The sequence below is a fragment of the Klebsiella sp. K5-45 genome (genome assembly GCF_030128605.1).
In the GTDB taxonomy this organism is placed as follows: domain Bacteria; phylum Pseudomonadota; class Gammaproteobacteria; order Enterobacterales; family Enterobacteriaceae; genus Klebsiella; species Klebsiella quasipneumoniae.
In genome coordinates, this window is the sequence record NZ_JAKUZW010000027.1 from 1 (window position 1) to 12,723 (window position 12,723).

General features: G+C 51.6%; 16 protein-coding genes and 2 pseudogenes. 7 read left to right on the top strand and 11 right to left on the bottom strand.

Annotated elements, in window-relative coordinates:
• Nucleotides 1-448, bottom strand: a 448-nt coding sequence (parM, locus tag MKS11_RS26560; protein WP_220388353.1) for a plasmid segregation protein ParM domain-containing protein, incomplete at its 3' end; no start/stop codon positions are given.
• Nucleotides 449-696: 248 nt separating this feature from the next.
• Nucleotides 697-2,184, bottom strand: coding sequence for a group II intron reverse transcriptase/maturase (gene ltrA, locus MKS11_RS26565; RefSeq protein WP_162685408.1), 1,488 nt, complete (start codon nucleotides 2,182-2,184; stop codon nucleotides 697-699).
• Between the two features lie 406 nt (nucleotides 2,185-2,590).
• Here ltrA and umuD point away from each other — a divergent pair, with 406 nt between their 5' ends.
• The 5 genes from umuD to MKS11_RS26590 all read left to right on the top strand — a co-directional run bounded on the left by umuD (nucleotide 2,591) and on the right by MKS11_RS26590 (nucleotide 7,122).
• Complete coding sequence (gene umuD, locus MKS11_RS26570; RefSeq protein WP_001568036.1) at nucleotides 2,591-3,022, top strand: translesion error-prone DNA polymerase V autoproteolytic subunit; 432 nt, start codon at nucleotides 2,591-2,593, stop codon at nucleotides 3,020-3,022.
• Complete coding sequence (locus tag MKS11_RS26575) at nucleotides 3,022-4,293, top strand: Y-family DNA polymerase (protein WP_064138452.1); 1,272 nt, start codon at nucleotides 3,022-3,024, stop codon at nucleotides 4,291-4,293. Before umuD ends, MKS11_RS26575 begins: the two co-directional genes overlap by 1 nt.
• Nucleotides 4,294-4,704: 411 nt before the next feature.
• Entirely contained in the window at nucleotides 4,705-5,580 is an 876-nt protein-coding gene (locus tag MKS11_RS26580) for a RepB family plasmid replication initiator protein (protein ID WP_004197644.1), read from the top strand.
• Nucleotides 5,581-6,196: 616 nt separating this feature from the next.
• Complete coding sequence (locus MKS11_RS26585; RefSeq protein ID WP_004197649.1) at nucleotides 6,197-6,823, top strand: ParA family plasmid-partitioning AAA ATPase; 627 nt, start codon at nucleotides 6,197-6,199, stop codon at nucleotides 6,821-6,823.
• Nucleotides 6,820-7,122 carry a hypothetical protein gene (locus MKS11_RS26590; RefSeq protein WP_004197636.1) on the top strand — a complete coding sequence of 101 codons (303 nt, stop codon included), beginning with the start codon at nucleotides 6,820-6,822 and terminating at the stop codon, nucleotides 7,120-7,122. The genes MKS11_RS26585 and MKS11_RS26590 overlap by 4 nt, the downstream gene beginning before the upstream one ends.
• Nucleotides 7,123-7,577: 455 nt before the next feature.
• On the opposite strand, the gene MKS11_RS26595 is transcribed toward MKS11_RS26590, so the two are convergent.
• From MKS11_RS26595 to MKS11_RS27645, 7 genes and pseudogenes are all read right to left on the bottom strand, one after another.
• The gene (locus tag MKS11_RS26595; RefSeq protein WP_284109777.1) at nucleotides 7,578-8,372 is read right to left on the bottom strand and encodes a site-specific integrase; all 795 of its coding nucleotides are present in this window, start codon (nucleotides 8,370-8,372) and stop codon (nucleotides 7,578-7,580) included.
• Between the two features lie 197 nt (nucleotides 8,373-8,569).
• A complete protein-coding gene (locus MKS11_RS26600; RefSeq protein ID WP_020315256.1) occupies nucleotides 8,570-9,586 on the bottom strand; it encodes a hypothetical protein in 1,017 nt (338 codons plus the stop codon).
• Entirely contained in the window at nucleotides 9,583-9,906 is a 324-nt protein-coding gene (locus MKS11_RS26605; RefSeq protein ID WP_022644730.1) for a hypothetical protein, read from the bottom strand. The genes MKS11_RS26600 and MKS11_RS26605 overlap by 4 nt, the downstream gene beginning before the upstream one ends.
• Nucleotides 9,907-9,932: 26 nt before the next feature.
• The gene (locus MKS11_RS26610; RefSeq protein WP_017899885.1) at nucleotides 9,933-10,328 is read right to left on the bottom strand and encodes a hypothetical protein; all 396 of its coding nucleotides are present in this window, start codon (nucleotides 10,326-10,328) and stop codon (nucleotides 9,933-9,935) included.
• Nucleotides 10,329-10,496: 168 nt separating this feature from the next.
• Entirely contained in the window at nucleotides 10,497-10,802 is a 306-nt protein-coding gene (gene ccdB / locus MKS11_RS26615; protein ID WP_001568026.1) for a type II toxin-antitoxin system toxin CcdB, read from the bottom strand.
• Nucleotide 10,803: 1 nt separating this feature from the next.
• The gene (gene ccdA, locus MKS11_RS26620; RefSeq protein ID WP_001568025.1) at nucleotides 10,804-11,022 is read right to left on the bottom strand and encodes a type II toxin-antitoxin system antitoxin CcdA; all 219 of its coding nucleotides are present in this window, start codon (nucleotides 11,020-11,022) and stop codon (nucleotides 10,804-10,806) included.
• Between the two features lie 169 nt (nucleotides 11,023-11,191).
• Nucleotides 11,192-11,693, bottom strand: a pseudogene (locus tag MKS11_RS27645) (hypothetical protein).
• On the opposite strand from MKS11_RS27645, the gene vapB reads away from it, so the two are divergent.
• A complete protein-coding gene (gene vapB, locus MKS11_RS26625; protein WP_021312767.1) occupies nucleotides 11,650-11,880 on the top strand; it encodes a type II toxin-antitoxin system VapB family antitoxin in 231 nt (76 codons plus the stop codon). The pseudogene MKS11_RS27645 and the gene vapB overlap by 44 nt on opposite strands.
• Nucleotides 11,877-12,293, top strand: coding sequence for a type II toxin-antitoxin system VapC family toxin (locus MKS11_RS26630; protein WP_021312768.1), 417 nt, complete (start codon nucleotides 11,877-11,879; stop codon nucleotides 12,291-12,293). Before vapB ends, MKS11_RS26630 begins: the two co-directional genes overlap by 4 nt.
• A 97-nt stretch (nucleotides 12,294-12,390) precedes the next feature.
• On the opposite strand, the gene MKS11_RS26635 is transcribed toward MKS11_RS26630, so the two are convergent.
• Nucleotides 12,391-12,564, bottom strand: coding sequence for a helix-turn-helix domain-containing protein (locus MKS11_RS26635; RefSeq protein ID WP_175437601.1), 174 nt, complete (start codon nucleotides 12,562-12,564; stop codon nucleotides 12,391-12,393).
• A gap of 52 nt (nucleotides 12,565-12,616) precedes the next feature.
• Nucleotides 12,617-12,723, bottom strand: a pseudogene (locus tag MKS11_RS26640) (IS6 family transposase); the annotation flags it as partial.

Here is a 12,723-nt window from a genome sequence, read left to right on the forward strand (position 1 = left end):
GTAGTGATTCCGGCATCACCTTCACGTCCGTTACGGTAAATGCCCTGCCCTTATTCAGAACCAGCTCACGCATCAGGTTTTCCCGTTTGCGTCGTATGTTCTCCTCGTTCCGCTGGCAGTCCCCGTCGTAATACTCACTCAGGGGCAGCGTCACGGTCAGGCTCACCGGCTGCGGCTCCAGTCCGCTGTTCAGCAGCGCATGATGCACGGCCAGCAGGTTGAGATCACCGTACTGATATTCCACGTTTGTTGTCGGGATGGCATCCCGACTGACGCTGTCCCAGGTGTATTTCAGCGTCCCCACCTGATAGTTGAACGTTGCCGCACTGAATTCCGCCACTTTCCAGCCATGCCGGAAGGAGTTCGCAGAAACCCGGGTCTGAAGCTCATCGCCTTCAAACCATGCCAGCTTAACATTAGTTGAACCATCATCGCAGTAAATATTCATCAATATGCTCCGTTAGTTACACTCAATTTGATACCAATTATAAGAGAAAAATGAAAAAAACAAAGTAATATTTCTCAATATGAGCAATATAAAAATATCAAAATGATTAATATAAGCATTTTGAACACCTTTATTTACTCAAAATGTTCTTAAGGCATGCGATCTGGATTATCGTCACGCTGTTAAATATGTCGCGGTAGGGATACCCGTTACCGGATACCCCCCGCACAGATCCCGGCGTGCGCGATTTACGCACCGGGCTCCTGCCTCGGGTGTCTGGCGGTGAACCGCTCCACAGGCCATGGATGAAGAACCCGAACCCCTGGTAGCCATGCGGCTGCCAGTTTGTTTGCTTTCGTCCAGGTCGTATCATCCTTCTGGCTCCTGCGCCTGAGCGCCCGGCGCCAGAGGTTTGTTACGTGTGTCCTGAACTTCTGCATGGTGGGGAAGTTGCCCGGTACCGAGTGATAGTTCAGGTATCCCTGAACCACTCTCCTGAGCCATTTTCCCTGTTCGGGGATTGAGTAATGCCAGCGCCTTCGCAGACCGTCTTTGATGGCTTTCAGAGTTGCCGTCATCCGATCCCGGCGGGTCTTTCGTATCAGCATGAACCTGCCGTTGCGATCTTTCCCGCTGATGTGCGTGAACCCGAGGAAGTTGAACGTTTCTGGTTTGCCTTTTCCCCTGATGGCACGGTTTTCGGCAGCGAAGCGGCCGAACTCCATCAGACGGGTTTTCTCCGGGTGAACCGTGAGTCCGAACTCCCTCAGTCTGCGCTGCATGGCTATACGGAAGCGCCGGGCATCGTATCGTTTGTCGAACCCGATGACGATGTCATCGGCGTATCTGACCATTACCACATTGCCTGTGGCATAGCGACGTCGCCACTGATGCGCCCACAGATCGAAGACGTAGTGGAGGTATATGTTTGCCAGCAGCGGTGAGATGACCGCACCCTGTGGGGTGCCTTCCTCCGTTGCTCGCCATTGACCCTCCTCCGACGTCCCGGCTGTGAGCCACTTACGTATGAGCCTGATTACCCTCCGGTCGCCGATCCGATGCTCTGTGAACCTGATCAGCCATTCGTGGCTCACCCTGTCAAAGAACTGTCTGATGTCGGCATCCAGTACCCAGTTTACGTTAGTGCGTACCAGCCCTGTGGCCAGTGCGTCCAGTGCATCGTGCTGGCTTCGCCCGGGTCTGAACCCGTATGAGAACCCCATAAAGTCGTTTTCATAGACTGCGTTCAGGATTTTCACCAGCGCATACTGGACGATCTTGTCCTCCAGCGAGGCGATGCCGAGCGGGCGTTGTTTTCCATCCGCTTTTGGGATGTAGTGACGCCTGCCGGGCTGCGCCCTGTAGCTGCCCTGATGTAGCCTCCGGTGCAGATCTGTTATGTTGTTCTTCATGTTTCCGGCGTAGTCCATCCACCTGATGCCATCCACTCCGGCGGCCGCTTTCCTGCTCAGGGAGAGGAATGCGGCTTCCAGTGCTTCGACTGTCAGCAGGTGGAACAATGCTGTAAACCGTTCTTTCTTCCGCTGCTTCGCAGCTTCCCGCACGCGTGACAGCCTCTGTGACATGCTTTCCCGGCTCTGTGTCCGGCGCATGTGTGGCTGTTCCACGTTCCCCTTGGCCCCGCTCCTTCGCTCCACTGACTCCGCTCCTTTCGGGTTGTTCGCCTGCTTCGCCGCTACTATGAGCGAGTCCGACTTCTCCTCTCCGTACATCACCGGCTATGACTCCTCGTCTTCCCGGTGCGGGCCATCTCCGACACTGGCAGATGGTCAGAGGGGAGATCTCCCGGTTCCCGCGTAGAGAACGTATTGACATGCCAGGGTCTCAGACCCCGCCGGGTCCATGTGGCACTCGCAGTATCGCACCCTATGATGTTGCCTTCCGTTAACAGTACAACGTCGGCACCCGGTAATTTAATATACATTTCGTGGCTCAATGGCTGGCCTGTCAACACCCCTGTCAACGCTTCGCCCCATACCTCACGGTATACAACGCATGACTCGGGGACCCTGTGGATTGCTGGTCCTTCAATGGTCGGGGACTTTCACCCCTTGATCTTTACCGGTCTCCCGGCGCACACTGTATGTATAACCAGTAAAAATTAGAGTGTCAGGAGGAAAGATGAAACTACAACTTTTCAGCACCGGGAAAGAACTCCCGCCACAGGCCCATCCATTGTTTGCCGATCTGGCCAGCTGCGGTTTTCCCAGCCCTGCTGCTGACTATGTCGAGTCCGATCTGGATCTCCATGATTACTGCATACGGCATCCGAGCGCGACGTACTACCTGCGTGCCAGCGGAGACAGCATGGCCGACGGCAGTCTGTACAATGGCGATCTGCTGGTTGTGGACAGTGCTGAAAAGCCGCGGCACGGCGATATCGTTGTCGCCAGCGTACAGGGGGAGTTTACGGTGAAACGGCTTCTGCTGACGCCGCGACTGACGCTGCAGCCCATGAATGCCTCCTGGTCGCCGATTTATCCTGATCCCGACGAGCTGGATATCTTTGGCGTTGTCACGCATATCATCCACCGCCCGAGGGAGATGTACTGATGTTTGCCCTGGCCGATGTGAACAGCTTCTATGCCAGCTGTGAACGTGTTTTCCGCCCGGATTTGAAAGGAAAGCCGATAGTCGTCCTGAGCAACAACGACGGGAACGTAATCGCTCGCAGTGCCGAGGCGAAGCCCTGGATCAAAATGGGAACTCCGTGGTTTCAGATAAAAAACGAAAGGTACCCGGAAAAAATATATGTTTTTTCAAGTAATTATGAACTTTACGCCTCGATGTCGGCGCGCGTGATGAACTGCCTGGAGGAACTGGCCCCCAGGGTGGAACAGTATTCCATTGATGAGATGTTCCTCGACCTGACCGGCGTGGAGCACTGTATGGGGCTTGAGGACTTCGGCCGGCAGCTGCGTCAGCACGTGTATGACTGTACCCGCCTGACCATTGGCGTGGGCGCCGGACCAACGAAAACCCTCGCAAAATCAGCCCAGTGGGCCTCAAAAGAGTGGAAACAGTTTCGTGGCGTACTCGCGCTGACCAGGGGAAATCCGCAAAGGACGCGGAAACTGCTTTCACTGCAGCCGGTTGAAGAAATCTGGGGGGTGGGTAACCGTATTGCACGCAAGCTAAATGTGCTGGGCATAAAAACCGCGCTCGATCTGGCTCTGACGAACCCGGCCTTCATCCGCAAAAATTTTTCTGTGGTCCTTGAGCGAACGGTACGGGAACTGAACGGGGAAAGCTGCCTTTCGCTTGAGGAAGCCCCTCCGACGAAACAGCAAATTGTCTGCAGCCGCAGTTTTGGCGTGAAGATCACGGAGTACGAGTCACTCCGTCAGGCTATCTGTCAGCACGCAGAGCGGGCCTCTGAAAAACTGCGTAAAGAGCACCAGTATTGCCGGCATATTTCCGTTTTCATCAAAACGTCCCCGTTCGCCATTAAAGAGCCTTACTACGGCAACGTGGCTACGGAAAAACTGCTTACACCCACTCAGGACACCAGGGACATCATTGCAGCCGCCACAATGGCTCTGGAGCGTATCTGGAGGGATGGGCACCGGTATGCCAAAGCCGGAGTTATGCTGAATGACTTCACCGGCTCCGGCGTTTCGCAGCTGCAGCTGTTTGACGAACGCCCGCCACGCCCTCACAGTGCTGAGCTGATGAGGGTTCTGGACGGGATCAACAACTCAGGGCTGGGTAAAGTATGGTTTGCCGGTAGAGGAATTGCGCCATCCTGGCAAATGAAACGCGATATGCTCTCCCCTGCGTACACCACTCGCTGGAGAGATATCCCCGTTGCGAGGATCGGTTAAATTTTGCCTTTCAGAGAGAGCCAGCAGTGCTCGCCGCAGCCGAACGACAGGGCGAAGCCCGCGAGTGAGCGAGGAAGCACCAGGGGAGCTGAAGCCTTTTAAAGCACCTTACGCACTTAAGTTCTATAGATTCCATAATGAGTTATCCACATATCCTTTGAGTAGATCCAATAACTTACCCTTAGTTATCCAAATAGATCCAAACTGATCCCTTTAGCGGCAAAACCTTTGTTTACGGGCTTCGTAGCGATTTCAGGTGTGTCGTAGTGGGAAAAAGGTGTTCTGAAGCGGGAAAAAGGTGTGTCAAAACGGGGTAAGGGTGGGTAGAATCGGGAAGAAAGGTGTGTCGAAACGGGAAATAGTTAATATTTAGGCACATATCGATCATATGCTATGAATGGATATAACTATATGAATGAGAATGTTTATATTGGCGAGGTTATAGGTCCAGATTGTGAAAGTGTTAACAATAAACTCACCGTCACAAGTAAGGCCACAGTTCAGCCTGTAGCCCTGATGAGATTAAATGTTTTTGTTCCCTCAAGCAGGCCTGCAAAGGGCACCAGAACATCAATCGATGCGACCTCTGTTCTCAAGGATCTGGAATTCTCAAGGCGGGAGGGGTACGACGATATTCGTATAACCGGTGAACGGTTGAGTATGGCCATCGACTTCAAGGTATGGGTCGGTATCATAGAAGCTTTCAGTAAGTACGGTTTAAAAACCAACAGCATTAAGCTTACTTTTCATGAGTTTGCTGGAATGTGCCGCTTTGAGTCTAAGAGATTCGATTCCCGTCTTAGAAAAAGTATTTCAGAAGCTTTGACCAGGATACGTGGCAAGACCATTACCTTTACCCGTAGCGATTCAGAGGGCCTTCAAAAAGTTTCCGTAACAGGTTTGCTTAAGACAGGTGAACTGGATTTTGCAAACGACCTGGTGGAACTTGAAGCTGATCAGCGACTATGGGAGCTCTACCAAACTGATTACACTGTTCTGCTACGACATAAGCCGATAAACGCTTTAACCCGAAAGGAAGCAGCTCAGGCCCTGTATACTTTCATCGAAAGCCTGCCTACGAACCCAGTCCCCATATCTTTCAAACGGATACGAGACAGGCTCTCATTGCTCTCTCCGGTAAAGGAACAGAACCGTATCATTAAACTGGCCCTCAAGCAGTTGCAGGATATTGGGTACCTTGACCACAGCATCACCAAAAAAGGTAAAGAGACTTTCATTCTGATCCACCGTCGCTCAGCAAATCTGAAACCAGGAACAGCTGTATAAGGTGTGTCAAAACGGGAAAGCAACGCGATTAAGGTGTGTTGAAACGGGAGGTCTCTTCTTAAACATCTTGATAGGTGTGTTGTAGGGGGAAGCCTCGCCTTAAACGTCTTAATAGGTGTGTTGTAGCGGGATGAGAACCTGTTAAATGTGTGTTTTTATCTGTATATACTTACGCACCTTCCCACTTCAACACACCTTTTTGGATAGAAGTGAGAAGCTATCCCGCTTCTCACCACCTTTTACCAAATTTGTCTCACCGACTCCCCACTTCGACACACCGAAGATTCAAAGGCTTCCCACTACGCCCCACTTTTTGCTTCACGCGGTCATAACTGGTTGATACTACCCTCCCTAAAGGTAGCCTGGAGTTGAAAGCCGCATTATGTGGTTCTATGGGGATTTCGGATAAAGGCACCACTTTGCCATCTTGTTATCTTGTTATCTTGTTATCTTGTTACCCTAACATCTTACTAATTTGTTAAGATACAAAAACAATTCAGTTATAAATCACACAGTTAACAACTTAACAAGATATTAACTTAATAAAGAAATTGCAATATTGTCGCCTGTTTGGCAATATTAAGTTGTTAACTTAACAACTTAATATGAGGCTATGATGATAATAGTATTGGGTAGTCAAAAGGGTGGGGTTGGTAAAAGTACACTGGCGGTATCTATAGCTGCGTATCTGATGTCACTGGGCAATCGAGTGATCATTGTCGACGCAGATGACCAGAAATCTGTATTGACCTGGTACAACAATCGTCCTGAAGATCTTCCCCATATTCCGGTTACTGGCGCAACAGGCAACATCAAAGCCATGCTAAAGGAACACGAGAAATCTTATGACTTTGTCATCGCAGACTGTGCTGGCCGCGACAGTGCAGAAATGCGTAGTGGGTTGATGGCCGCTGACGTATTCATTTCTCCGTTGCGGCCTTCTCAGATGGACCTGGATGTAGTGCCTCATACATGCTCTGTTTTTACAGCAGCAAAAGATTTTAATGAGGACGTCCGGGGATATCTCGTTTTAAACATGACGCCCACGAACATGTTTGTCAATGAAGCAAATCAGGCAGCTGACGTACTCAAGGATTATCCTGAAATGCGTCTGGCTAGTTCCCGAGTTTGTGATCGAAAAGCGCATCGAGATGCCTGGGCAGAATCAATGACAATTTTTGAAACGCAAAATGACAAAGCACAACAAGAAATCGAATCGTTAGTTAAAGAGGTTATTCTGTGAGAAATAGAGCAAATACTCCATCTCGTGATGAGGCAGCGTTTATTAACGGTGGTACTGCTGGTATTGATAATACCAAAGTGACTTCAGAGAGACCATTGGCTGTAAGTAAAGCAAAACCAGTGAGCATTTCCTTTTTTGAAGAAAACTTAAAAGACATTGATGATCTTATAACGGGTGAAATGATTTCAGGTAAAAGCAGAGTGAATCGTTCTGACGTAGTCAGGGCAGCGGTAGAGGCACTAAAAAGTTTATCAAAAACAGAGATATCCAGATTAATCGCAGAAGCGAAACAACGATAATATCTTGTTATCTTGTTATCTTGTTATCTTGTTATCTTGTTATCTTGTTATCTTGTTATCTTGTTATCTTGTTATCTTGTTCAGGGTGGTAACACCTTTTATATCGAGGCAACAACTTCGCGATAGTGAAAATTTGCGGATGGCCTCAGTCCTATACATAAGGGGATATACATGAATTCAAATACTACAATCGCCTTACATTTTTCGCTTGCATTACTATTTACGTTGCTATCAGTGGCTGGTAGCAACCATGATTTAGCAGGAGTTGTATCTCAATTATTCCTTATTTTCATGGCTGCATTTTTTTTCTTTAGGGCAATGAGGGCCTTTCTGAACATAATTAATGTGATTGAAAGCTGTAAAAAGTGAGGCTGGATAAGCCCCCATTAAGCTTGGACTGTTTCCCACACAAGAACTACTTTTGGTCGAAACCTGGGGTATTACCCATAGTTGACCTATGTAGATTGGTTTGGGGTTAACTTTTTTATCAACGCAACAGCTTCAGCTTCCGGCATAGCAAACTGCACCCGGTGCCGTGCCGCGACATCGAGCGCAAACACCTTCGTATAGGCCTCCGTGGAACTGATCGATTTGTGGCCCATCAGGCTCTGCAAAACCTTCAGAGGTATGCCGGCGTACAGCATATGCATCGCGTAGGAGTGACGGAACGTATGGGGGGTAACCGGTACTGAGAACGTCACCCCGTCGGCCGCTGCGGCCTCCACCGCTTCGCTAAGCCAGGTGCGCACGGTACGGTCTGTGATCTCCCAGATACGTGCCTTCTCCATTCTGCCGGTGCGCTTGTTTCGTCTTTCCAGCGGAATTTTCAGGGTGGCCACCATCATCTGCAGCTGGCTGACATAGTGGTGATCGGAAAGGGGAACCAGACGATGGACCTGACTGCCTGCGGGGGCACGACCTGCCGTCCTGGCCGCTTTCTCGGTGCGCTGCTTGAGCGTGGCCAGCTGCACGAACGGATACGGCGGCACCAGCGAAAAATCCCCCCGGGTCAGCGCGAGCGCTTCATTAATGCGCGCGCCGGTGTTCCACAGCGTCGCCAGCAGCATCTTGCGGTGAAGATCCGGCACGTAATGGAGCAGGGCGCTGACTTCCGGCGCCAGCAGGTATTTCGGCAGTTCATCCTGCACGAGCGCCATCTGGCGCAGGGCGAGGGCGGCAGGGTAATCGATGGCCACCGGGAGCAATGTTCCGGGAGATGCCGGAGATCCAACTGGAACCAGGTTATTCATAATTTCTGTTAACTTTTTTCTTTGCCGAGAATTTTCTTCGTAATATTACCGGAGTCAGGATGACTAACCAGCCAGCGACGGCCAGCCAGAAAACAGACGAAGTCACAAACAAAACTACCCCGTCAATGACGGTAGACACGATATTTTCGGGCACAGGTTTCACTCCTCTTCAGTGGGTGGCTATGGAACGTGAACATTCATGACACCAACATCCAGTAGATAAAGCACAGAAAACCCATCCCCCATCCCCAGAACAGGATCTGGCCGCGGTATTTATCCCGCAGGTTAAAAAATGGATGTGCCTGCAGGTCAACGAGCTCCTCACTTTGCGAGGCAAGCTCCCTTTCCAGCTCCAGGATTCTTTTCTGCGACTGAGCACACAGGGTAGCCAGCCGGATGACCCCGGTTGCCCGTTGCGCCACCTCCAGGTCTGAATCCCCGCTCTGCGGCAGAGACAGTTTTTCTGCCCGCAGCGGCAGGGCGTCACATTTATCGTCCGGGAGCTGGCCCTCTTTCCTGTGCAACAGATGATAAAATGGACGATTCTTAAGTGAAGTAATTAACTGTTTTTGCGACCGTTTTTTGCCTTCGAGCTGCGCGATTTTTTCCTGCAGCCCGCGATAACAGTCTTCCAGCCGGCGTACCGCGGATACCAGGGGCTCCACCCGGAGCGTTGAGCACCTGCCCCGTGGCAACTGCAGTTCGTCTGCCCGCAGCGGCATTGAGCTGGTATCCCCCGCCGGGAACCGGAAACCCATTGCGTGCCACAGCCTGTCCCTCCGGATCTTGTTTTCTTCGTTTTCTTCATCAACCCGGGAAATTTCAATCGGCAAAACCAGGGTTGCTGGCGGAAGGCCTCTGGCCCAGAGAACAAACTGCTGCGTGATCCAGCTACCCAGGCCGAGTCCCTGCAGGCGGCGTTCCAGTCTGAACTCATCTGTAAACAGATGCAGGGCCTTCTGTTGAGGCCAGTAGATTGCAGTGAAAGTCTGAGTCTTCGTCAGTTCGGTATCGGCCAGGTACAGTGTCATTATGCAGGAGACCCGGTACAATCCGTCGGGAAAATGGTCAGAAGTTGGCCCCCACGATTCCTCCCTGCTCAGAATAACGACCAGATTTTCCTCCTGGCGGGTACTGTTATTTGTAATGATCTCCGGCAATGTCACGAGCCACATTGTTTTGTCGTCACCAGTCCGGGTAACACAGTCGGTCATGTATTTTTCCCTAACAGTGAACAATACACTTTAAAGACCTTATTGATGAGGCAGGCTTTCCACGGCGGAGCGCTGTGTTCAGACTGCGGCAGATGGTAGTCACCCGTGAGCACCCAGAAATCAGGCTGGCCTGATTGTTCTGCCACCATTCTGCCGTTTCGTTTGAGAATTTTTGGAGATCGCCATTTCTGACGCCTGCGGGCTGTCTCGATGGGGCTGTCCTCATTAAGGCCAGAATAAAGCCACAGCTCCTGGTGGCCATATACATCCTCAAGCTCCCGGACCACATCGTTAAATGAGCTAAATGTTGGTGTACCCATACCTCGCCTCAAAAATAGTATCCGGTTCAATAGTCATTCTTGCCAAACAGCTGAGGCAGTTCATCAAACAACATCACATGGCGGGTGCGCTTTCCCTTGAAAATGCGCCTCATCACTGGCGTGAAATCCGCAGGCTCCCAGCCATAGGGCCACGTATAGAAGATTCCGGCTTTCAGCGTGTTATCTGGTCGTTCAGGGCCAGCGACGATACGTCTTACCTCCGCGCTCAGGGCCTCACCGCGCAGGCCGTACTGTCCCAGGTAACGACGCAGCCGCGTTCTCGGCATCCGCGGATCGGATTTCACGTAAGCATTAATATCCATATGCTGCGTGGCGGTGATGATATTCATGCCGTACTTGCGCATGGTGCTGAAAGCGGTGGCCATCACGTCTGTCTCTGGTTCGCCATCAGTTCTGTTCATCTGGTTTCCTTTTACTGACTTAAGGGTGTTTGTGTGAACCGTTCGTTTAAGCTGACCCCGCGAAAGCCTGCAGGGCATCCGCTCCGGAGGGCAGTTCATGCTGAGGGTTAAGCTCTGCGGCAATGCTTCGTTTTGACATCCTCGATGTCTTTCAGGGCGGGGAGGCTGTCAAATTCCCCAGAACATCAGGTTTATCGCATTTTTGATGTCATTTTCCCGGTGGCTGAGATCGGCCACTTCCTCCCCGGTGACGGAGGACGTGACGCTGGCCATGTCCGTGGTCATCAGGCGGTAGCTTTCGTCCCCGATGTGCACCACCGGATAGAGTTCACGGGAAACCTTATCCGACAGCAGCCAGGCGCTGGCCAGCGGGATCACCATCCGTCGCCCGGGGGTATCGATGATGTCACTCTGCACATCCACGAACAGACGATAGCGGCTCTCTCTTTTATAGGCATAAACCTTAAACTGCATCTCACCAGTCCCTGTTTTCGTCGGCGAATGAACCGTTCATCTCAATAAAGCGGGCAACCTCGGCCATCCCTTCCTGATTTTCAGCCTGCCAGCGTTCGGAACGCAGACGACGGGCCTCATTCTGCATGGCCCTGTTCACCAGGGCGGAGATATTGACGTCTGCGGATTTCAGTAACTGATAACTGTCACTGTCTATGGTGACAGTGATGCGCTGCTTCATAATGCACTCCGGAATACATACTTATGATATGCATATCAGTATAGCGTAAGGATGCAGCTGACTCACGCCCGCCTGAAACATACTGTTATGTCGCCATTAATTTCACTTCGTGAAATTCACATACAAAATAATCACCTTAGAGATAACAAGCAGCCATACAGCCACGCCGTTAAATTACAGGACGGCCGTTCCGTTCGGATCCGACTTTTCGCGCTTTACGAAGTTTCCGGAAGTGTACCACGGTGAGAGAATAAGCAAAGCGCCCTTTTCCGGTGGTGAGCGGGCGGTCACGGGGCAGGGGAGGGACACAACATATAGCGTCATCAGTAGCTGAGTATACCGCTACATATTGTGTTATGGGGCCACTGCGCGCCGGTGGGGTTCGCAGAGATCCGGAACTAGCTTTTTTCGGATCTCAGCAGAAAAAGAGAGAACTATGTATAGGTTTAACATATCCATATGCCCCACATCTGCATAGGCCTGACATACGCATATCCTCACCATCTGCATATGCCGCATCTATACATATGCTGAGCATCTGCCTATACTGAACATATGCACACACCCGGTGCAATCAACCTCATTCCGGATATGCATCACATATCCACACTTACCCGGGAGAGAATCATGAGAACCGTATCTATTTTTAAAAACGGCAACAACCGCGCCATCCGCCTTCCCCGCGATCTGGATTTTGAGGGGGTGAGCGAGCTGGAGATCGTCCGGGAAGGGGACAGCATCATCCTGCGTCCCGTCCGGCCGACCTGGGGGTCGTTCGCGCAGCTCGAAAAAGCCGATCCGGACTTTATGGCGGAGCGCGAGGACGTTGTCAGCGACGAAGGAAGATTTAACCTGTGAACAAGATCTATATGCTCGACACCAACATCTGCTCGTTCATCATGCGCGAGCAGCCTGAAGCGGTGCTGAAGCGCCTGGAGCAGGCGGTGCTGCGTGGCCACCGTATCGTGGTCTCGGCCATCACTTATTCTGAAATGCGCTTCGGTGCCACCGGCCCGAAGGCCTCGCCGCGCCACGTCCAGCTGGTCGACGCGTTCTGCGCCCGCCTCGATGCCATCCTGCCCTGGGACCGCGCTGCGGTGGACGCCACCACGGAGATTAAGGTGGCGCTGCGCCTCGCCGGAACGCCGATAGGCCCGAACGACACGGCGATCGCCGGGCATGCCATTGCGGCCGGCGCCGTACTGGTGACAAATAATGTGCGGGAGTTTGAGCGGGTGCCGGATCTGGTGCTGGAAGACTGGGTAAGATAACGTTGTAAAACAATGCGGTGCAGGTGAAAAATCCGGTCAGATACCGGACCAGGGTGCAGTCTCTCCTGTACAGGGCAATCACTCTCACCGGCCCCGTTCAGCTCTCTGTCTGCTTCAGGCGGAACTCGCCAAGGGTAAGGTCTGCAACGCGTTTAAAGAACTTTGAGAAATGTGTGGTTTCTTCAAATCCGAGCGTCTGTGCAATGGTCCCTACGGGTAAACCGGTATGCGCCAGCATTCGTTTTGCTTCAAGAACGATCCGGGCAGCTATGGCACTGTTGCAAAGTTAGCGATGAGGCAGCCTTTTGTCTTATTCAAAGGCCTTACATTTCAAAAACTCTGCTTACCAGGCGCATTTCGCCCAGGGGATCACCATAATAAAATGCTGAGGCCTGGCCTTTGCGTAGTGCACGCATCACCTCAATACCTT

What these genes read in the sequence shown, in the direction of transcription:
- ccdA (WP_001568025.1), bottom strand. Translation starts at nt 11,022, where the DNA reads ATGAAGCAGCGCATCACTGTCACCATAGACAGTGACAGTTATCAGTTA.
- MKS11_RS26575 (WP_064138452.1), top strand. Translation starts at nt 3,022, where the DNA reads ATGTTTGCCCTGGCCGATGTGAACAGCTTCTATGCCAGCTGTGAACGT.
- ccdB (WP_001568026.1), bottom strand. Translation starts at nt 10,802, where the DNA reads ATGCAGTTTAAGGTTTATGCCTATAAAAGAGAGAGCCGCTATCGTCTG.
- vapB (WP_021312767.1), top strand. Translation starts at nt 11,650, where the DNA reads ATGAGAACCGTATCTATTTTTAAAAACGGCAACAACCGCGCCATCCGC.
- MKS11_RS26585 (WP_004197649.1), top strand. Translation starts at nt 6,197, where the DNA reads ATGATAATAGTATTGGGTAGTCAAAAGGGTGGGGTTGGTAAAAGTACA.
- MKS11_RS26610 (WP_017899885.1), bottom strand. Translation starts at nt 10,328, where the DNA reads ATGAACAGAACTGATGGCGAACCAGAGACAGACGTGATGGCCACCGCT.
- MKS11_RS26580 (WP_004197644.1), top strand. Translation starts at nt 4,705, where the DNA reads ATGAATGAGAATGTTTATATTGGCGAGGTTATAGGTCCAGATTGTGAA.
- MKS11_RS26595 (WP_284109777.1), bottom strand. Translation starts at nt 8,372, where the DNA reads ATGAATAACCTGGTTCCAGTTGGATCTCCGGCATCTCCCGGAACATTG.
- MKS11_RS26600 (WP_020315256.1), bottom strand. Translation starts at nt 9,586, where the DNA reads ATGACCGACTGTGTTACCCGGACTGGTGACGACAAAACAATGTGGCTC.
- MKS11_RS26605 (WP_022644730.1), bottom strand. Translation starts at nt 9,906, where the DNA reads ATGGGTACACCAACATTTAGCTCATTTAACGATGTGGTCCGGGAGCTT.
- umuD (WP_001568036.1), top strand. Translation starts at nt 2,591, where the DNA reads ATGAAACTACAACTTTTCAGCACCGGGAAAGAACTCCCGCCACAGGCC.